Consider the following 20,715-nt stretch of genomic DNA (forward strand, 5'->3'; position numbering starts at 1 on the left):
AAGAAAACGTCGGTCAGTCCCCTCTACCCCCTGGGGCGGTCCGACGTTTCGGGAGGGTTAGGGGGAGGGGTGGATCCACTGCGCGCGATGGGAGCCCAATTCCGAAGCCGCACGTGCCCACTGCAACGGCGTCCCCGTAATCTTCAGCGGCACATGAAGTCGATGCGCCGGTCCCCAAGGCGTCTGCTCCACCAACAGTCCTTGATCGTTGTGATCCTCCGCCCGCAACGGCTCATCGGTTCCCGGGCCGTTTTCAATCAACAACTTCGCCGTACGCGCCAACGACAACCGTGCCGAGCCACCGCGCCCCAACAATCGAATCGCACTGGCCGCCATCAAATACCCGGTGGCGTGATCGAGCGCTTGCAAGGGCAATGGTGTTGGCTTGTCCGCGCGTTTCCACTGCATGCCGGCATCGGCGATCCCGCTGCTCATTTGTACCAGGCTGTCGAAGCCCCGGCGGTTCTGCCACGGGCCGCTCCAGCCGTAGGCATTGAGGCTGACGTCGATCAGGCCGGGCGCCAGCTTCTGGCGTTCGGCGGCGCCGTAACCCAGGCGTTCCAGTGCATCGGCACGGTAGCCGTGGAGCAGAATGTCGGCGTCCTTGAGCAGGCTTTCGAACACTGCGCGATCAGTCTTGTCGTGCAGGTCCAGGTGCGCGCAGCGTTTACCCAGGGTGACTTCCGGCACCACGCCCGGTTCGTTCCAGGTCGGTGGGTCGATCCGCAAAACGTCGGCGCCGAGGCCTGCCAGGAAACGGCTGGCGATGGGGCCGGCGAGCACTCGAGTCAAATCCAGCACCTTGATCCCGGCCAGCGGTTGCGCCACCGAGCCTTGCCACGGTTTCGCGCTCTGGCGGCTGTTGTCAGCCAACTGAATCAGCGGCTCGGCGTTCACCGCCTGACCTTGGGGGTGCGCCTGCCATTGCGCCCAGCTACGCATCTCGGCGGCGCAGCCACCGGCATCGACCACGGCTTGCTCCAGATCGCCTTTGGTCCATTGAGCAACCTTGCTCGCCATCGCTGCACGGTCGGCACAGTCGCCGAGCACTTTTTCGGCAGCGGCGCGGTGATGGGGGGCGTTGGTGTGCAGGCGGATCCAGCCATCCTGTGTGGCGTAGTCACCGGCGACCGGATCCCACAGCGGCGGGATGCTCCAGCCTACCGGGCGGATCGACGTGGCGAACCAGAAAGAGGCCAAGCGGCGGTCGACCTCAAGGGTGGGTAGGCGACCGGTTTGTTGCTGCAGCCATTGGCTGACAGCCTGGCCGGCAGCGGCAATGCTGGCGCACGCCAGGTCGGTGACGGCAAACGCCGAGGGCAAGGCGCCGCTCGAGGTGAGCTTGACCTGGGTGTGAGGCAAGCCGAGTTCGGCTTGAATGGACGTGAGTAAATCAGTCATCGAAGGCCCTCCGGAACGAGAGCCCGAGCATAGATCAAAAAACGGCTCTGTCAGATGAAAACGATGAGGCCAGCTGAACACAATCCCTGTGGGAGCGAGCCTGCTCGCGATAGCGGAGTGTCAGTCAACTTCAATGTTACCTGTCATACCGCTATCGCGAGCAGGCTCACTCCCACAGGGGACTTGCTGCGGTCATGGACGTTGGGTTACACCCGAAACTGATCCATCAATTTCATCTGGTGCGAGGTCAACGAGTTGAGGTGGCTGCTGATTTGCGCCGATTCGGTGGCCTGGCCGGTCAGGGTTTCGGTGACGGTGCGGATCGCCGAGACGTTGCGGTTGACCTCTTCGGCCACGGCGCTTTGCTGTTCGGCGGCGCTGGCGATTTGCAGGTTCATGTCGCTGATGACCGTCACCGCGTCGCTGATTTTGCTCAAGGCCTGCACCGCTTGCTGGATCTGCCCGGCGTTGCTGTGAGCCTGGGTCTGACTCGAATGCATCGTGGCCACCACGCCGCGAGTGCCGGTCTGGATGCGCTCGATGACAATTCGGATTTCCTCCACCGAATCCTGGGTGCGTTTGGCCAGGTTGCGCACTTCATCGGCGACCACTGCAAACCCGCGACCGCTCTCACCGGCACGCGCCGCTTCAATCGCCGCGTTGAGCGCCAGCAGGTTGGTTTGTTCGGCGATGCTGCGGATCACCTCCAGCACCGAGCCGATCTGCTCGCTGTTGACCGCCAACGCTTCGACTTCGGTCACGGCCTTGCTGACTTCGTTGGCCAGTTGATTGATGTCGCGGGTGCTGCGTTCGATGATCTGCATGCCGTCGCGGGCCGACTGGTCGGCACCCTTCGCCGCGTTAGCCGCGTTCGAGGCACTGTTGGCGACGTCGTGGGCGGTGGCGCTCATTTCGTTGGACGCGGTGGCGACCTGGTCGATTTCGCGGAACTGCACTTGCATGCCCTCGCTGGTCTGACGGGCAATTTCCGAAGACTGGTCGGCGGTGCCGCGCGCATCGGTGATGCTTTGTTTGATCTGCGCGATGGTCGGTTGCAGTTTGTCGAGGAAGCGGTTGAACCAGCTCACCAGTTCGCCCAGTTCGTCTTTCTTGCTGTAGTGCAGACGCTGCGTCAGGTCGCCGTCGCCGCTGGCAATCGCCTTGAGCATCTCGGCCACGCTGTTGATCGGCCGGGTCACGCCGGACGCCGTGAGCCAGATCAGCAACAGTCCGACCAGGCCGGCAATCACCGCCACCAAAACGGCTTTGATCGTGCCGCTTTGCTGGGCGTCATCGAGTACGGCTTGCAACTTGACCGAGTCGGCCAGCAATACTTGTTTCGGCAAGTCGATCACCACGCCCCAGGCTTTGGACTCGGCAATCGGACTGACCGGGTACACCGCTCGGATCAGGTCGCCCTGTTCGAGAATCTTCGGCGTGCCAGCGCTGAGCAATTGCAAAACGTCCTTGCCGTCTGCGCCCAGGGTGTCGCCGATGCTTTTACCGACCTTGCTGGCGTCCACGCTGTAACCGGCGAGTACGCCGCTGCCGGAGACGATCAGCATGTGCCCGGCGCTGTTGAACAGATCGCGTTGGGAGTCGACAGCCGCCGCTTGCAGCGCGTCGAGGGCGATGTCCACACCGACCACGCCGATGGGCTTGCCATCCACCAGCAGCGGTACGGAAATGGTGGTCATCAGCATTTCCTTGCCAGCGACGGTGTCGGCATACGGGTCGAGCAGGCAGGTGCGCTTGCTGTCGCGAGGGCAGGTGTACCAGCTGTTATAGGGCGTGCCGCTGAGGCTCAAGGTGGTTTTGGTCATGTCGTCTTCGACCATGATCGTGTTGATGCCGACACCGCCGGCACGGCTCCAGTAGCTGGCGAAACGACCGGCTTCGTTGGATTGGCGAGCGGCATCGTTGGCGAACTCGCTGTCCTTGCCGTCGAGGCCATTGGGTTCGAATGCCAGCCAGATGCCGAGCACTTTGCTGTTGCGTTCGAAGGCGGTTTTCAGGCTCTGGTTCAACTCTTCGCGCAGGGCGCCAGCGTCAAGGGAGCGCGTGCTCGCCATGTTGCGCATGTCCTTGATCTGATCGGCCAGGGCGGTCACCACCAGCAGGCTTTCACCGAAGGTCTTCTGCACCCGCACCGCTTGTTCGGCGGCCTTGGCCTGGAGCAGGTTCTGCACGCTGGCGGTGAGCATCTTGCTGCTGGAGGCGCTGACCAGTTCATCGTTCTGATCGGTCTGGTAGATGTTCATGCCGACGATCAGGACGACCACGCCCAGCAGGCACAGGCCGGACAGCAGGACGATTTTCAGGCGGATGGAGAGAGAGTCGAACATAGGACGAGCTCGCGAATGGATGAGGTGTTGGCTGTGAGTCGGGATCGACCCAATTCGCCAAGTCCATTCAGCGCCATTTAATGCTCATCGGCGTGGGCAGGGGTTGCATGAACGCGAAGCCGACGAACGGTAACAGGTGAACGTTTGCGCAGGAAAATGCCCTGAAAAGGACAGAAATTCAGGAAATTGTCGGCAACGATTCCGGCCGCGCGGCAGGGTGGGGCAGGAGGCTTGATCGGCAAGTCCTCCTGCAGGAACAAGCGCCCACAGGAGGGCGTATTGAGTCAGGCAAGTTACGGGGTGCTGGCGTAAGCCGGTTCCGGCAGCAGGGTGAAGCGTTAGGCGCGGCCCAGCAGATAGGTCGCGTAATCGGGGATCCGATGTTCGTGCGCCTGCTCCATCATCGGGCTGCTGAGCAGGTAGTCGGCGCTGCATTCGTTGCAGGCGACGGGAATGTTCCAGACCGCCGCGACGCGCAATAACGCCTTGATGTCCGGGTCGTGCGGCTGTGGTTCGAACGGGTCCCAGAAGAACACCAGCATGTCGACCCGCTGCTCGGCGATTCGCGCACCGAGTTGCTGGTCGCCGCCCAATGGACCGCTGATCATGCTCTCCACAGGCAAATCCAGGCGTTGTTGCAACAACAACCCGGTGGTGCCGGTGGCGACCAGTTCATGCTGTGCGAGCCTGTCTTTCTGCCGCTCGGCCCAGTCCAGCAAAAACACTTTGCAGTGGTCATGGGCGACCAAGGCAATACGCTTGCGCGCTGCCATGGTCTTTTGCGTAAAGCTGATACCAATCATCGGTGCTGCTCCAAGGCGTAATGCGTTGGCATAGGGCGCCACGCGAATACCTGTAGGAGCTGCCGCAGGCTGCGATCTTTTGATCTTGATCTTTTCGGGATCGCTGAAAATCGAGATCAAAAGATCGCAGCCTGCGGCAGCTCCTACTCGTAAGCTTCGCTTACTCTGCGTTGCACAGCGCCAGGCAGTTATCGAGCATGCGGTTGGAGAAGCCCCATTCGTTGTCGTACCAGGCCAGCACCTTGAGCAGCTTGCCGCTGGACTTGGTGTGGTTGGCGTCAAAGATCGACGACAGCGGGTTGTGGTTGAAGTCGCTGGAGACCAGCGGCAGGGTGTTGTAACCGAGAATCTTCGAATGCTGGCTGGCTTCTTTCAGCAGCGCGTTCACTTCATCAGCCGACGCTTCGCGCTTGAGTTGCACTGTCAGGTCCACCAGCGACACGTTGATTACCGGCACGCGTACTGACATGCCGGTCAGTTTGCCCGCCAGTTCCGGCAGCACCAGACCGACCGCTTCAGCCGCGCCGGTTTTGCTCGGGATCATGTTCTGGGTGGCCGAACGCGCACGATACGGATCGACATGATAGACGTCGGTCAGGTGCTGATCGTTGGTGTAGGCGTGAATAGTGGTCATCAGGCCGCTTTCGATTCCCAGCTCGCGGTGCAACACCTGGGCCACCGGGGCCAGGCAGTTGGTGGTGCACGAAGCATTGGAAATGATCTGGTGCGATTGGCGCAGAATGTCGTGGTTAACGCCATAAACCACCGTGGCGTCGGCACCTTTGGCCGGGGCGGAGATGATCACTTTGCGTGCGCCGGCCGTAATATGCGCGGCGGCTTTGGCGCGGTCGGTGAACAAACCGGTGCATTCGAATACGACGTCGATCTGCTCGGCAGCCCACGGCAGCTCGGCCGGGTTGCGAATGGCGCTGACAGAAATACGGTCACCGTTGACGGTCAGGCTTTCCATATCATGCTGGACATCGGCATCGAACGTGCCGTGAACAGTGTCGTACTTGAGCAGATGAGCGTTCATCGCGCTGTCGCCCAGGTCATTGATGGCAACGATCTGCAGATCCTGGCGATAACCTTGGGTATACAGTGCGCGCAGAACGTTACGGCCAATTCGGCCAAAACCATTGATTGCGATTCGAAGAGTCATTTAACTGGGCCGCCGTCGTTTTGTTGTTGGAATTACAAGATTATTCGCATAAAAATAGAAAACAAGCCTTTTTAATGGCAATATTTTGTTCAATCTACAACGAGTGACCTGAATCAACTGGTCCGACCGAACAAGAAAACCGTCTGTCATCCCATCGACAACGGCTCTTGTTCAGCATAGACAATCAGGTCGCCACATCCGTTAGCCTGGAGTTCTAAACATGCATCCCCGCGTCCTTGAGGTCACCGAACGGCTTATCGCCCGCAGCCGCGCCACGCGTGAGGCTTACCTTGCACTGATTCGAGGTGCTGCCAGCGACGGTCCCATGCGCGGCAAACTGCAATGCGCCAACTTCGCCCACGGCGTGGCCGGTTGCGGCACCGACGACAAGAACAGTCTGCGGATGATGAACTCCGCCAACATTGCGATTGTTTCGTCCTACAACGACATGCTCTCGGCGCACCAGCCGTACGAAGTCTTTCCAGAACAGATCAAAAAGGCCCTGCGCGAAATCGGCTCAGTCGGCCAGTTCGCCGGCGGCACCCCCGCCATGTGCGATGGTGTGACCCAGGGCGAGCCGGGCATGGAACTGAGCCTGCCGAGCCGCGAAGTGATTGCGCTGTCCACTGCCGTTGCGCTGTCTCACAACATGTTCGACGGCGCGCTGATGCTCGGCATCTGCGACAAGATCGTGCCGGGCCTGATGATGGGCGCGTTGCGTTTCGGTCATCTGCCAACGATCTTCGTGCCGGGCGGGCCGATGGTCTCGGGCATTTCCAACAAGCAGAAAGCCGATGTGCGCCAGCGCTACGCCGAAGGCAAGGCCAGCCGCGAAGAGCTGCTGGAATCGGAGATGAAGTCCTATCACAGCCCGGGTACCTGCACCTTTTACGGCACCGCCAACACCAACCAGTTGCTGATGGAAGTCATGGGCCTGCACTTGCCGGGCGCCTCTTTCGTCAACCCGAACACCCCGTTGCGTGATGCCCTGACCCGCGAAGCCGCGCATCAAGTCACGCGCCTGACCAAGCAGAGCGGCGACTTCATGCCGATCGGCGAAATCGTCGACGAGCGTTCGCTGGTCAACTCCATCGTGGCCCTGCACGCCACCGGCGGCTCGACCAACCACACCTTGCATATGCCGGCGATCGCCATGGCGGCGGGCATTCAATTGACCTGGCAGGACATGGCCGACCTCTCCGAGGTGGTGCCGACCCTGAGCCACGTCTACCCGAACGGCAAAGCCGACATCAACCACTTCCAGGCCGCGGGCGGCATGTCGTTCCTGATCCGCGAACTGCTGGAAGCCGGGCTGCTGCACGAAAACGTCAACACGGTGCTGGGCCACGGCCTGAGCCGCTACACCATGGAACCGTTCCTCGAAAACGGCGAGCTGGTCTGGCGCGAAGGCCCGATCGAAAGCCTCGACGAAACCATCCTGCGTCCGGTCGCTCGCGCATTCTCGCCAGAGGGCGGCTTGCGGGTGATGGAAGGCAACCTCGGCCGCGGCGTGATGAAAGTGTCCGCTGTCGCGTTGGAAAACCAGGTTGTCGAAGCACCGGCCATGGTGTTCCAGGATCAGCAGGATCTGGCCGATGCATTCAAGGCCGGTTTGCTGGAGAAGGATTTTGTCGCGGTGATGCGCTTCCAGGGCCCGCGCTCCAACGGCATGCCGGAACTGCACAAGATGACGCCGTTCCTCGGCGTGCTGCAGGATCGCGGCTTCAAAGTGGCGCTGGTCACCGACGGGCGCATGTCCGGTGCGTCGGGGAAAATCCCGGCGGCGATTCACGTCAGCCCCGAAGCGTATGTGGGCGGCGCTTTGGCGCGCGTCCAAGAGGGCGATATCATCCGCGTCGATGGCGTCAAAGGCACCCTGGAGCTTAAGGTGGACGCCGAAGAATTCGCAGCGCGCGAACCTGCCAAAGGCCTGTTGGGCAATAACATCGGCAGCGGTCGCGAACTGTTTGGTTTCATGCGCATGGCCTTCAGCTCCGCAGAGCAGGGCGCCAGCGCCTTTACTTCTGCCCTGGAGACGCTTAATTGAAACTGGCTTTGGTCGGTGACATCGGTGGGACCAACGCACGTTTCGCGTTGTGGAAAAACCAGCAGCTGGAATCGGTCCAGGTGCTGGCAACGGCCGACCACGCCAGCCCGGAAGAGGCGATTGCCCTCTACCTGAGCGGGCTTGGCCTGGCGCCGGGTTCGATCGGTTCGGTGTGCCTGTCGGTGGCCGGCCCCGTCAGCGGTGATGAATTCAAGTTCACCAACAATCACTGGCGACTCAGCCGCAAGGGTTTCTGCAAGACCTTGCAGGTGGATCAACTGTTGCTGGTCAACGACTTCTCGGCCATGGCGCTGGGCATGACCCGTTTGCAGCCGGACGAGTTTCGGGTGGTCTGCGAAGGCACGCCGGAACCGTTGCGGCCGGCGGTGGTGATCGGTCCTGGGACTGGCCTCGGTGTCGGCACATTGCTCGATCTCGGTGAAGGTCGTTTCGCCGCGTTGCCGGGGGAGGGCGGTCACGTCGATTTGCCGCTGAGCAGCCCGCGGGAAACTCAACTGTGGCAGCACATCTTCAATGAGATCGGTCATGTCAGCGCTGAAACGGCGTTGAGCGGCAGCGGTTTGCCGCGGGTTTACCGGGCGATTTGTGCGGTGGACGGTCATGAACCGGTGCTGGATTCCCCTGAGTCGATTACTGCGGCTGGCCTTGCCGGTGATCCGATTGCCCTGGAAGTGCTTGAACAGTTTTGCTGCTGGCTGGGTCGTGTGGCCGGCAATAACGTGCTGACCACGGGCGCGCGCGGCGGTGTGTACATCGTCGGCGGGGTGATTCCACGGTTCGCCGATTTCTTCGTTGAAAGCGGCTTTGCCCGGTGCTTTGCCGACAAGGGCTGCATGAGCGATTACTTCAAAGGCATCCCGGTGTGGCTGGTGACGGCGCCGTATTCCGGCCTTGTTGGCGCGGGTGTGGCGCTCGACCAGGCCTGAGACCGGGTCGCCTTCATCGCGGGCAAGCCTTGCTCCTACAGGATGGGTGTCGTTCACAAAAATGGCGACCACCCCAAAACCTGTAGGAGCCGAGCTTGCTCGCGATGCGGCCATGACAGACAACATAGATTTACGCACGATCAGGCATAATCCGCCCAATTCAAACAACAAGGATGCCGCCCCTGTGAGCTCAGTCAACAAGTCGATTTTGTTGGTCGATGACGATCAAGAGATACGCGAGTTGCTGGACACCTACCTGACCCGCGCGGGTTTTCAGGTGCGAACCACGCCCGACGGTGCGGGCTTTCGTCAGGCGATGAATGAGGCGCCGAGCGATCTGGTGATCCTCGATGTGATGCTGCCGGACGAAGACGGTTTCAGCCTCTGCCGCTGGATCCGTCAGCACCCGCGCCAGGCGCAGGTGCCGATCATCATGCTCACGGCCAGCTCCGACGAGGCCGACCGCGTCATCGGTCTGGAATTGGGCGCCGACGATTACCTCGGCAAACCCTTCAGCCCGCGTGAATTGCAGGCGCGCATCAAAGCCCTGTTGCGTCGCGCGCAGTTCGGTCAGGAACGTTCCGGCAGTGAAGTGCTGGCCTTCGATGACTGGCGGCTGGACATGGTCAGCCATCGCCTGTTCCACATCGACGGCGAAGAAGTGATTCTCTCCGGCGCCGATTTCGCGCTACTGAAACTGTTCCTCGATCACCCCCAGGAAATCCTCGATCGCGACACCATCGGCAACGCCACCCGTGGCCGTGATTTGATGCCGCTGGATCGCATCGTCGACATGGCCGTCAGCCGTTTGCGCCAGCGCCTGCGCGACACCGAAAAACCGCCGCGACTGATCCGTACCGTGCGCGGCAGCGGCTACCAACTGGCCGCCAATGTGGTTGCCAGCAATGGCCACTGAGTTTTTCCGCAAGCTCGCCGCACGGATTCCCGTGCCGCGCTCGCTGCTCGGGCGGATGCTGCTGCTGACGTTGCTGGCAGTGTTGTTCGCCCAGACGCTGTCGAGCGTGATTTGGGTCTCGCAACTGCGCGCCACCCAACTTGAAGGCCTGGTGACCAGTGCTCGTAGCCTCGCTCATTCGATGACGGCCAGCGTCAGTTACTTCCGCTCTCTGCCAGTAGCGTTTCGGCCATTGGTACTCGACCAGTTGCGCAGCATGGGCGGCACCCGTTTTGTGGTGACGCTCAACGACAAACCCTTGGGCATGGAAGTGCTGCCGATCACCCCGCGCAAGGAAGCCGTGCTCAAAGCGGTGGACGAAGTGTTGCGCCAGTCCCTGGGCCAGGACATTGATATCTCGGTGACCTTCGTCAGCCCCGAAGACCTGCGGATCTTCAACGGTGGCCTGAAGCTCGATGAATTGCCGCGCTCCTGGGCGCATTACGCGCTGACCCTGGAGCCGGTAAACCCGCCGGTATTGGTTACGCAAATCCAGATGGCGCCGGGCGAGTGGTTGTACATCGCCTCACTGTTGCCCGAGCCCTACACCAGTCTTGAAGAACAAGGCCTGCCGGCGCAGCAAGTCTGGTTCATCGTGCTCACCAGCGGCTTCTTGCTGTTGTTCATTGGCCTGCTGGTGCACTGGCAGAGCCGGCCGCTCAAGCGTTTGGCACGGGCAGCACGGGACATGTCCCTCGGCGCGGAAGTCGAACCCGTGGCCGAGGGTGGCGGTAGTGAAGTGATCGAGGTCGGCCGCGCCTTCAATGCGATGCGCGAACGCATCAGCCGTTACCTGACCGAGCGTAGCCAGTTGTTCAGCGCGATTTCCCATGACCTGCGCACGCCGATTACCCGCTTGCGGTTACGCGTTGAATTGCTCGAAGACGAAACGCTGCAAGCCAAGTTCGGCCGTGATCTGGATGAGCTGGAGCTGCTGGTCAAAGGCGCGCTGCAATGCGTGAAAGACACCGACATCCACGAAAACATCGAACCGGTGGACCTCAACCATGTACTAGATTGTCTGGTGGAGCCGTACCTGGCGCCCAACGGCAATGGTCGCGTTACTCAGCAAGGGCGTGCGCTGGCGGCGTATCCGGGGAAGCCGCTGGCGCTCAAGCGTTGCATCGGCAACCTGATCGACAATGCCTTGAAGTATGGGCAGAAAGCGCATTTGCACATTGATGACGACCAGAGTGCGTTCATCCTGCATGTGGACGATGAAGGGCCGGGCGTACCGGAGCAGCGGATGGAGCAGGTGTTCGAGCCGCACTTCCGTCTGGCCGGGCAGCAGCAGGGTTATGGGTTGGGGTTGGGGATTGCGCGAAATATTGCGCATAGCCATGGCGGTGAGGTCAGCCTGCAGAATTTGCGTGAGGGTGGGTTGAGGGTGACGTTGCATTTGCCTCGGTCGATTGATTAAGGTTTCGATATTTGCGTCTGGCTTGAAATCGACTCCCTCACCCTAACCCTCTCCCCAGAGGGGCGAGGGGACTGACCGAGTTGTTTAAAAGAAATTCGGCGACCTGAAATTCCGAGTCGAACTCAGGTTCTGAAAAGCGTGAAGATCTGCTCCCTTTCCCCCTCTCCCCCGTGGGGAGAGGGCTGGGGTGAGGGGTGGCTCTTTGTCACAATCCAGTGACAAAACCTGCCCCCTTCGTTACAAGCCCACCACCGCCCGTTGTTTAGACTGCCCTCAGTCATAACAACAAAAAAAGGCACCCCATGGACACCTTCCAACCCGCTTTCAGCAGTTGGCTGAACGCCCCCGCCCATCAGCAATGGCTTGCCGCCGAAGGCCTGCGCCTGCTGGCGTTTGCCAAGGCTTCAAAGCTTCCTGAAGGTTTCGGCAATCTTGATGAAAAGGGCTGCCTGCCAGCCAACACCCACGCCGAAACCATGAACACCGCGCGGATGACTCACAGCTTCGCCATGGCCCACATTCAGGGCTTGCCGGGTTTCGCCGAGCTGGTGGATCACGGCGTCAAAGCCCTCAGCGGCCCATTGCGTGACGCCGAACATGGCGGCTGGTTCGCTGCCCCCGAGCATCGCGACGGCAGCACCGACAAGGCGGCTTACCTGCACGCCTTCGTTGCCTTGGCCGCCAGTTCTGCAGTTGTCGCTCAGCGTCCCGGCGCGCAGGCCTTGCTCGACGATGCCATCCACATCATCGACGTGCATTTCTGGAGCGAGGAGGAGGGCGCGATGCGCGAATCCTTCAACCGCGACTGGAGTGAAGAGGAAAGCTATCGCGGCGCCAACAGCAACATGCACGCCACCGAAGCCTTTCTCGCGTTGGCCGATGTCACTGACGACAACCGCTGGCTGGTCCGCGCCCAGCGCATCGTCGAGCGCGTCATCCACGGTCACGCCGCTGCCAACGACTACATGGTGGTCGAACATTTCGACCGCGACTGGCAACCCTTGCGCGAATACAACCACGACAACCCGGCCGATGGTTTTCGCCCCTACGGCACCACGCCGGGTCACGGTTTCGAATGGGCCCGGCTGATGCTGCATCTCGAAGCGGCGCGGGTTAAGGCCGGGATGCTGACGCCGGGCTGGCTCGCCAGCGACGCGCAAAAACTCTTCGACCACAACTGCCGTCACGGCTGGGATGTCGACGGGGCGCCGGGGATTGTCTACACCCTCGACTGGGACAATCGCGCCGTGGTTCGCCATCGCCTGCACTGGACCCATTGCGAAGCCAGCGCCGCCGCCAGCGCGCTGCTTAAACGTACAGGCGATGCGCAATACGAACACTGGTACCGACTATTCTGGGAATTCTGCGACAGCCATTTCATCGATCGCGAAAGCGGTAGCTGGCGCCACGAGCTCGATCCGCAGAACCGCCCGAGCGCCGATATCTGGGCTGGTAAACCTGATCTTTATCACGCCTGGCAAGCCGTGTTGATCCCGCGATTGCCTCTGGCGCCAAGCATGGCGACTGCCCTGGCACAGTTATCCCAGAGCGCTCCTGTGTAACCATGTGGTGACATTCGAACGTCCCTTCGTTACCTGCGAAGGGATCACTCCTGTTTAAAATCCTATGCAGCGCAAGCACCAGACTTGCATGCATAACAACAAGAAAGGTACTACTAGATGAATGCGATTTCTCGCCTCGCTACTGTCATTTCTCTCGCTTCACTGCTTCCCCTGTCTGCATTCCCGCTGAGTACGCTTGCTGCCGATTCCAAAGGTTCGGTGGAAGTCGTTCACTGGTGGACCTCTGGTGGTGAAAAAGCCGCGGTCGATGTCCTGAAGGCTCAAGTCGAAAAAGACGGCTTTACCTGGAAGGACGGCGCAGTCGCCGGTGGCGGCGGCTCCACTGCCATGACCGTACTCAAAAGCCGCGCCGTCGCCGGTAACCCGCCGGGCGTTGCACAGATCAAAGGTCCGGACATCCAGGAGTGGGGCAGCACTGGCCTGCTCAGCACCGATACCCTCAAAGACGTTTCCAAGGCCGAAGGCTGGGATGGCCTGCTGTCGAAGAAAGTCTCCGACACCGTCAAGTACGAAGGTGACTACGTCGCCGTGCCGGTGAACATTCACCGCGTCAACTGGCTGTGGATCAACCCGGAAGTCTTCAAGAAAGCCGGGATCGAAAAAGCCCCGACTACCCTCGAAGAATTCTATGCCGCCGGCGACAAGCTCAAAGCCGCAGGCTTCATCGCGCTTGCCCACGGTGGCCAGCCTTGGCAGGACAGCACCGTGTTTGAAGACGTGGTGCTCTCGGTCATGGGCGCTGACGGTTACAAGAAAGCCCTGGTAGACCTGGATCAGAAAACCCTCTCGGGCGCCGAGATGACCAAGTCGTTCGCCGAGCTGAAAAAACTCACGGGCTACATGGACCCGAACCGTGCCGGTCGTGACTGGAACATTGCTGCCGCCGACGTCATCAACGGCAAGGCCGGTATGCAGATGATGGGCGACTGGGCCAAGAGCGAATGGACCGCTGCCAAGAAAGTAGCGGGCAAGGACTACCAGTGCGTGCCATTCCCGGGCACCGAAAAAGCCTTCACCTACAACATCGATTCCCTGGCGGTGTTCAAGCTCAAGGCTGATCGCAAAGGCGACATCGCCGCTCAGCAAGACCTGGCCAAAGTCGCTCTGGGCAAAGACTTCCAGAAAGTCTTCAGCATCAACAAAGGCTCGATCCCGGTGCGTACCGACATGCTTAACGACATGAGCGGTCTGGGCTTCGATTCCTGCGCTCAAGCGGCTGCCAAGGATTTCCTTGCCGACGAGAAGACTGGCGGCCTGCAACCGAGCATGGCGCACAACATGGCCACTTCCCTGGCCGTGCAGGGCGCGATCTTCGATGTGGTGACCAACTTCATGAACGACAAGAATGCTGATCCGGCGACGGCCAGCAAGCAACTGGCATCGGCCGTCAAAGCCGCCCAGTAATCCCTGACACCGCGTGTCCCTGTAGGAGCAAGGCTTGCCCGCGATAGCTGACTGACATTTAACACGGATGTCGTCTGTTACACCGCTATCGCGAGCAAGCTCGGCTCCTACAAGGGATCGCCGTGCGGATTTCATTTCTCTTCACCTGGATTATCCCGATGAGCTCTGTGGCGGTTTTCAGCAAAGCCTCACCGTTCGACGCACTGCAGCGCTGGCTCCCCAAACTGGTTTTGGCGCCAAGCATGCTGATCGTCCTGGTTGGTTTTTACGGTTACATCATCTGGACATTCGTTCTGTCCTTCACCAATTCGAGCTTCATGCCGAGCTACAAATGGGTCGGCCTGCAGCAATACATCCGCCTGATGGACAACGATCGCTGGTGGGTCGCGAGCAAAAACCTCGCGGTCTTCGGTGGCATGTTCATCGGCATCAGCCTGGTGCTGGGGGTGTTCCTCGCGGTGCTGCTGGATCAACGCATTCGCAAGGAAGGTTTCATCCGCACCGTTTACCTGTACCCGATGGCGCTCTCGATGATCGTCACCGGTACCGCGTGGAAATGGCTGCTCAACCCAGGGCTGGGCCTGGACAAGATGCTGCGTGACTGGGGCTGGGAAGGTTTCCGTCTCGACTGGCTGGTGGATCAGGATCGCGTGGTGTATTGCCTGGTGATCGCCGCCGTGTGGCAAGCCTCCGGGTTTGTGATGGCGATGTTCCTGGCCGGCCTGCGGGGTGTCGATCAATCGATCATCCGCGCGGCGCAAGTCGACGGTGCGAGCCTGCCGACCATCTATCTGAGAATCGTGTTGCCGAGCCTGCGCCCGGTGTTCTTCAGCGCCTTCATGATCCTCGCGCACATCGCGATCAAGAGCTTCGACCTGGTGGCGGCAATGACCGCTGGCGGCCCGGGCTACTCGTCCGACCTGCCCGCGATGTTCATGTATTCCTTCACCTTCAGCCGTGGCCAGATGGGCATTGGTTCGGCCAGCGCCATGATGATGCTCGGCGCGATCCTGGCGATCCTGGTGCCGTACCTGTACTCCGAATTGCGAGGCAAACGCCATGAGTAATCAACTCGGAAAACCGGCGATCAGCTTCAGCCGCATCGCCATCTACGCCACGCTGTTGCTGGCCGCCGCGATCTACCTGATCCCGCTGGTGGTGATGCTGCTGACCAGTTTCAAATCCCCGGAAGACATCCGCACCGGCAACCTGCTGAGCTGGCCGCAAGTGATTGACGGCATCGGCTGGATCAAGGCCTGGGACGTTGTCGGCGGCTACTTCTGGAACTCGGTGAAAATCACCGTACCGGCGGTTCTGATCTCCACCTTCATCGGCGCCATGAACGGTTACGTGCTGTCGATGTGGCGCTTCCGGGGTTCGCAACTGTTCTTCGGTCTGCTGCTGTTCGGCTGCTTCCTGCCGTTCCAGACTGTGCTGTTGCCAGCCTCGTTCACCCTCGGCAAGTTCGGTCTGGCCAACACCACCACCGGCCTGGTGCTGGTGCACGTGGTCTACGGCCTGGCGTTCACCACGCTGTTCTTCCGCAACTACTACGTGAGCATTCCGGATGCGCTGGTCAAGGCTGCACGCCTTGATGGCGCGGGCTTCTTCACGATTTTCTGGAAGATCCTGCTGCCGATGTCGATCCCGATCGTGATGGTCTGCCTGATCTGGCAGTTCACTCAAATCTGGAATGACTTCCTGTTCGGCGTGGTCTTCGCCAGTGGCGATGCCCAGCCAATTACCGTGGCCCTGAACAACCTGGTCAACACCAGCACCGGGGCCAAGGAATACAACGTTGATATGGCCGCCGCGATGATCGCCGGGCTGCCGACACTGCTGGTCTACATTTTCGCTGGCAAGTATTTCCTGCGTGGGCTGACGTCCGGCGCGGTCAAGGGGTAGAACAATGGCAACTCTCGAATTACGCAACGTCAACAAGACCTACGGCGCCGGTTTGCCGGACACCCTGAAAAACATCGAACTGAAGATCGATGACGGTGAGTTCCTGATCCTGGTTGGCCCGTCGGGCTGCGGTAAATCCACGCTGATGAACTGCATCGCCGGTCTGGAAAACATCAGCGGCGGCGCGATCCTGGTGGATGACGCCGATATCAGCGGCATGAGCCCGAAAGATCGCGACATCGCCATGGTGTTCCAGTCCTACGCGCTGTACCCGACGATGAGCGTGCGCGACAACATCGCGTTCGGCCTGAAGATTCGCAAAATGCCGGCCGCCGAAATCGACGAAGAAGTTGCTCGCGTGGCCAAGCTGTTGCAGATCGAACATTTGCTCGCCCGTAAACCCGGCCAGCTCTCCGGTGGCCAGCAACAGCGCGTGGCGATGGGTCGTGCCCTGGCGCGGCGGCCGAAGATTTACCTGTTCGACGAACCGCTGTCCAACCTCGACGCCAAGCTGCGCGTCGAGATGCGCACCGAAATGAAACTGATGCACCAGCGCCTGAAAACCACCACGGTCTACGTGACCCACGACCAGATCGAAGCGATGACCCTGGGCGACAAAGTGGCGGTGATGAAGGACGGGATCATCCAGCAGTTCGGCACGCCGAAAGACATCTACAACAACCCGGCCAACCTGTTCGTGGCGAGCTTCATCGGTTCGCCGCCGATGAACTTCATCCCCCTGCGTTTGCAGCGCAAGGACGGTCGTCTGCTGGCGCTGCTCGACAGCGGTCAGGCGCGCTGCGAATTGCCATTGGGCATGCAGGATGCCGGTCTTGAAGACCGCGAAGTGATCCTCGGCATGCGCCCGGAGCAGATCGTCTTGGCGGGTAGCGAGCCGAATGGTTTGCCGATCATTCGCGCCGAAGTCCAGGTCACCGAGCCAACCGGTCCCGACACCCTGGTGTTCGTCAATCTCAACGAAACCAAAGTCTGCTGCCGCCTGGCACCGGACGTTGCGCCGGCGGTGGGCGAGACCCTGACCCTGCAATTCGATCCATCGAAAGTGCTGTTGTTCGATGCCAAGACCGGGGAGCGCCTGGGGGTGGCCGGCCTGCCAAAAACTGAAGTTCACAGCGCCAACGTAGCCCAGTTCAAAGGCAGATAAAGATCAAAAAATGTGGGAGTGAGCCTGCTCGCGATGACGGACTGACATTCAACATCGATGTCGACTGATACACCGCTATCGCGAGCAGGCTCGCTCCCACAGGGGGGAATCCATGGCGGGCGGTCTGTTGCCCGTCGCAACCGATGTCACCGCGTTAAATAAAAACAGTTAATAACAATAAAACGAGGATGTAGGGATGAAGAAGAACAACAACGCTCAGCTTATCTGCCAGTTGTCAGCCATTGCGGCAATGATGTTGGCCGGTAGCGTACACGCGGCTGACGCGTTCAGTGCCGATTCCGAATGGATGACCGGTGATTGGGGTGGCGAGCGGACCAAGCTGATCGAGCAGGGTATCGACATCAAGATGGACTACGTCGGTGAAGTGGGCGGCAACCTCCACGGCGGGTTTAATGATGACAAGACCGCGCGCTACGCCGACCAGTTTGGCCTCGGCGTGGCACTGGACCTGCAAAAACTGTGGGGCTGGGATAACACCCAGGCCAAGATCCAGCTCACTAACCGTAATGGTCAGAACATCTCCAATGACCGTGTCGGCGACCCGCGTGCCGGCACCTTGAGTTCGTCCCAGGAAGTCTACGGCCGTGGCCATATGGTCCGTCTGACCCAATTGTGGATCAAGCACCAGTTCCTCGACGGTAAACTCGACGTCAAAGCCGGTTACTTCGGCGAAGGCGAAGACTTCAACACCTTCCCGTGCGAGTTCCAGAACCTGGCGTTCTGCGGTTCCCAAGCGGGTAACTGGGCGACCAACATCTGGTACAACTGGCCGGTCATGCAGGCTGCGGTTCGCGTGAAGTACAACATCTCGCCTGAGTTCTATGCGCAGATCGGCGCGTACAACCAGAACCCGTCGCAACTGGAGCACGGTAACGGCTTCAAGCTCAGCGGCAGTGGTACCGCAGGTACCGTGCTGCCAGTCGAACTGGTCTGGTCGCCGAACCCTGGCAACTTGCCGGGTGAATACCGTGTCGGTTACTACAAAAGCACGGCCAATGCCGATGATGTTCGTAAGGATGCCGACGGCAATGATGCAGCCACCAGCGGTAACGCCTATCGCAGCCACGATAGCAAGCACGGTTACTGGTTCGTGGCGCAGCAACAGCTGACCGACCACAACGGTGACAAGAGCCGCGGTCTGAACATTGCAGCCAACGCCACGTTCCACGACAAGGACACCAACTTCGTCGACAACTACCAGTCGCTGATGTTTGTGTACAAGGGCCCGTTCGATGCACGTCCAAAAGATGACGTCGGTATCGGTTTCGCCCGTATCCATGTCAACGATGACGTGAAGAAAAACGCCGAGCTGGTCAACGCCTCCAATGGTGTTACCGAGTACGAGGATCCACTGTTCTCGCCGCTGCGTACCACCGAGTACAACTACGAGATCAACTACGGCTTCCACGTTACCAACTGGCTGACCGTGCGCCCTAACCTGCAATACATCACTCACCCGGGTGGTGTTGATGAAGTTGACAACGCGCTGGTCGCCGGCCTGAAAATTCAGTCGGTGTTCTAACGTTGTTGCGATAAGCTCCTCTCTATGTGCGCATTTTTGCGGACAGCCCAGGCTGTCCGTTTTTTTTTGGGGCGGCGCACCCCGGGTGATTTTCAGGACCGTGGCACATGCATGAGCATCCGCTACAACGCTTCTTCAAATCCTTGCGCGAACGTCCGGTGTTTGCGTGGGAGCGCTATCAGAAGCGCGACGTGCTGGTGATCGACCATCCGCTGTGTCAGGCGGTGTTCAGTCGGCAGGGGGCGCAGTTGCTGCACTTCCAGCCAAAGGGTCAGAAACCCTGGCTCTGGTGTGCGGCGAAGTGGCCGCAGGTCGGTGCGATTCGTGGTGGCGTTCCGGTGTGCTGGCCGTGGTATGGCCGTCATCCGAGCGAAAACGCCTGGCCGTCCCATGGCTGGGCACGGTTGATCGACTGGAAGCTTCTGGACAGCAGCACTGATGACGATGGCGTGCGCTTGCACTGGCAACTTCAGTTGTGCGACTGGCAAGTGGACCTGCACGCGCACTTGGGCGAACGCATGGATTTACGCCTGAGCACCGAGCATCAGGACAGCCTGCCGTGCCAATTGAGTCAGGCGTTGCATGCGTATTGGCGTATTGGCGACGTCGGTGAGGTAGCGCTGTCTGGCCTCGACGGAGCGCAGGGTTACGACCAGTTGAACCGGCAGATTTGTCATCAGGAAGGCGAGTTGCGGGTAGAGGGTGGCTGTCAGCGGGTGTTCCAGCATGACGGCGAATTACAGCTCAAGGACCATGCCTGGCAGCGTGAGTTGTGCATCGATACCGGTGACCATGCAGACACGGTGGTCTGGCATCCGGGCTCGCGGCCGTTGCTGGGGGTGAGCTGGAATGAGATTTCGGAGTTTGTGTGCGTTGAAGCGGCGAGTGGCGGGACCGATAGCCTGAGCCTGGCGCCGGGGGAGAGGGCGCATTTGAGTTTGCAGGCGCGGGTTGGGGCTTAAGATCAAAAGATCGCAGCCTCGCTTCGCTCGACAGCTCCTACAAGGGATCGTGTAAACCTGTAGGAGCTGTCGAGCGAAGCGAGGCTGCGATCTTTTTAATTAAACTCATCCCCAATCGGATACCGACTGGCATTCAAGCTTTCCTTGATCTTGCGCAAATGCGGCTGGAAGTCCACGCCTCGGCGCAAGGTCATGCCGGTGGCGAGCACATCCAGCACGGTCAGCTGAATGATCCGCGACGTCATCGGCATATAGATGTCGGTGTCTTCCGGCAGCGGAATGTTCAGGCTCAAGGTGCTGGCCTTGGCCAGTGGCGAACCCTCGGCTGTCAGGCCCAATACCGAAGCACCGTTTTCCCGGGCAATACGCGCCACTTCCACCAGTTCGCGGGTACGGCCGGTGTAGGAAATGATCACGAACAACTCGCCGGTGTGCGCCACCGACGCAATCATGCGTTGCATCAGCACGTCCGCGTGGGCGGTGACCGCCAGGTTGAAGCGGAAGAACTTGTGTTGCGCATCCAGCGCCACCGGGGCCGAGGCGCCGAGGCCGAAGAAGTGGATCTGCCGGGCCTGGATCAACAGGTCGACGGCGCGGCTGATCAAGTTCGGGTCCAAGGCCTGCAAGGCACTGTCCAAGGAGGCGATGGCGCTACCGAAAATCTTTTTGGTGTACGCCTCGGGATTGTCATCGGCCTCGACCGCACGGCTGACATACGCCGCGCCACTGGCCAGGCTCTGGGCCAATTGAAGCTTGAGTTCCGGGTAGCCGCTGACGCCGAACGAACGGCAGAAACGGTTGACCGTCGGCTCGCTGACCTTTGAGGCCTGGGCGAGGGCGGCGATGCTGAACCGGGTGGCCTGCTGTGGGTTGAGCAGGATCACTTCGGCGACTTTGCGTTCTGCCTTGTTCAGGTCTTCAAGGCGATTCTGGATCTGTTCCAGTAAATTTCGCACGCGGTCCATATGGTTTCCTTGGTTCGCCTACAAGAGTGCTCTGCGATGCTAACAAGCGTGTTGCTATGCAAATTGGGCCTTTGATGCGGCCCCAAGCGGTGGCCTATCCTACTGATG

The 20,715-nt window shown here is 60.3% G+C and carries 16 protein-coding genes and 1 pseudogene; 11 read left to right on the plus strand and 6 right to left on the minus strand.

Annotation, left to right across the window (positions count from 1 at the left end; genetic code table 11):
* Positions 1-57: 57 nt before the first annotated feature.
* From PMI27_RS00555 to gap, 5 genes and pseudogenes are all read right to left on the minus strand, one after another.
* Positions 58-1,401 carry a CoA transferase gene (locus tag PMI27_RS00555; protein WP_008155841.1) on the minus strand — a complete coding sequence of 448 codons (1,344 nt, stop codon included), beginning with the start codon at positions 1,399-1,401 and terminating at the stop codon, positions 58-60.
* Between the two features lie 206 nt (positions 1,402-1,607).
* Entirely contained in the window at positions 1,608-2,363 is a 756-nt protein-coding gene (locus PMI27_RS32600; protein ID WP_443200792.1) for a methyl-accepting chemotaxis protein, read from the minus strand.
* A gap of 102 nt (positions 2,364-2,465) precedes the next feature.
* Positions 2,466-3,746, minus strand: a pseudogene (locus tag PMI27_RS32605) (PDC sensor domain-containing protein); the annotation flags it as partial.
* A 338-nt stretch (positions 3,747-4,084) separates the two neighbouring features.
* Positions 4,085-4,549, minus strand: a complete 465-nt coding sequence (locus PMI27_RS00545; RefSeq protein WP_008155845.1) for a methylglyoxal synthase — start codon at positions 4,547-4,549, stop codon at positions 4,085-4,087.
* 160 nt (positions 4,550-4,709) lie between these two features.
* Positions 4,710-5,711, minus strand: a complete 1,002-nt coding sequence (gene gap / locus PMI27_RS00540; protein ID WP_008155846.1) for a type I glyceraldehyde-3-phosphate dehydrogenase — start codon at positions 5,709-5,711, stop codon at positions 4,710-4,712.
* A gap of 220 nt (positions 5,712-5,931) precedes the next feature.
* Between gap and edd the strand changes: the two genes are divergently transcribed.
* The 11 genes from edd (at position 5,932) to PMI27_RS00485 (ending at position 19,642) form a co-directional block, all read left to right on the plus strand.
* Complete coding sequence (gene edd / locus PMI27_RS00535; RefSeq protein ID WP_008155848.1) at positions 5,932-7,758, plus strand: phosphogluconate dehydratase; 1,827 nt, start codon at positions 5,932-5,934, stop codon at positions 7,756-7,758.
* A complete protein-coding gene (locus PMI27_RS00530; protein ID WP_008155850.1) occupies positions 7,755-8,705 on the plus strand; it encodes a glucokinase in 951 nt (316 codons plus the stop codon). The genes edd and PMI27_RS00530 overlap by 4 nt, the downstream gene beginning before the upstream one ends.
* Positions 8,706-8,889: 184 nt before the next feature.
* Positions 8,890-9,621, plus strand: coding sequence for a response regulator (locus PMI27_RS00525; protein WP_008155851.1), 732 nt, complete (start codon positions 8,890-8,892; stop codon positions 9,619-9,621).
* Entirely contained in the window at positions 9,611-11,080 is a 1,470-nt protein-coding gene (locus PMI27_RS00520; RefSeq protein WP_008155853.1) for an ATP-binding protein, read from the plus strand. The genes PMI27_RS00525 and PMI27_RS00520 overlap by 11 nt, the downstream gene beginning before the upstream one ends.
* 302 nt (positions 11,081-11,382) lie before the next feature.
* On the plus strand, positions 11,383-12,642 hold the full coding sequence (locus tag PMI27_RS00515; RefSeq protein ID WP_008155855.1) for a D-mannose isomerase: 1,260 nt from the start codon (positions 11,383-11,385) through the stop codon (positions 12,640-12,642).
* Positions 12,643-12,759: 117 nt separating this feature from the next.
* Positions 12,760-14,067, plus strand: a complete 1,308-nt coding sequence (locus PMI27_RS00510; protein ID WP_008155858.1) for an ABC transporter substrate-binding protein — start codon at positions 12,760-12,762, stop codon at positions 14,065-14,067.
* Between the two features lie 158 nt (positions 14,068-14,225).
* Positions 14,226-15,134 (plus strand): carbohydrate ABC transporter permease, encoded by a 909-nt coding sequence (locus PMI27_RS00505; RefSeq protein WP_008155860.1) that lies wholly within the window; start codon positions 14,226-14,228, stop codon positions 15,132-15,134.
* On the plus strand, positions 15,127-15,972 hold the full coding sequence (locus PMI27_RS00500; protein WP_008155862.1) for a carbohydrate ABC transporter permease: 846 nt from the start codon (positions 15,127-15,129) through the stop codon (positions 15,970-15,972). The genes PMI27_RS00505 and PMI27_RS00500 overlap by 8 nt, the downstream gene beginning before the upstream one ends.
* A 4-nt stretch (positions 15,973-15,976) precedes the next feature.
* A complete protein-coding gene (locus PMI27_RS00495) occupies positions 15,977-17,137 on the plus strand; it encodes an ABC transporter ATP-binding protein (RefSeq protein WP_008155863.1) in 1,161 nt (386 codons plus the stop codon).
* 196 nt (positions 17,138-17,333) lie between these two features.
* Entirely contained in the window at positions 17,334-18,680 is a 1,347-nt protein-coding gene (locus tag PMI27_RS00490; RefSeq protein ID WP_008151103.1) for a carbohydrate porin, read from the plus strand.
* A gap of 107 nt (positions 18,681-18,787) precedes the next feature.
* Entirely contained in the window at positions 18,788-19,642 is an 855-nt protein-coding gene (locus PMI27_RS00485) for a D-hexose-6-phosphate mutarotase (protein ID WP_008151105.1), read from the plus strand.
* A 95-nt stretch (positions 19,643-19,737) separates the two neighbouring features.
* Here the strand turns inward: PMI27_RS00485 and PMI27_RS00480 are convergent, their stop codons facing one another.
* Positions 19,738-20,598, minus strand: coding sequence for a MurR/RpiR family transcriptional regulator (locus PMI27_RS00480; protein WP_177318169.1), 861 nt, complete (start codon positions 20,596-20,598; stop codon positions 19,738-19,740).
* Positions 20,599-20,715: the final 117 nt, after the last annotated feature.

It is taken from the genome of Pseudomonas sp. GM41(2012) (genome assembly GCF_000282315.2).
Classification (GTDB): Bacteria; Pseudomonadota; Gammaproteobacteria; order Pseudomonadales; family Pseudomonadaceae; genus Aquipseudomonas.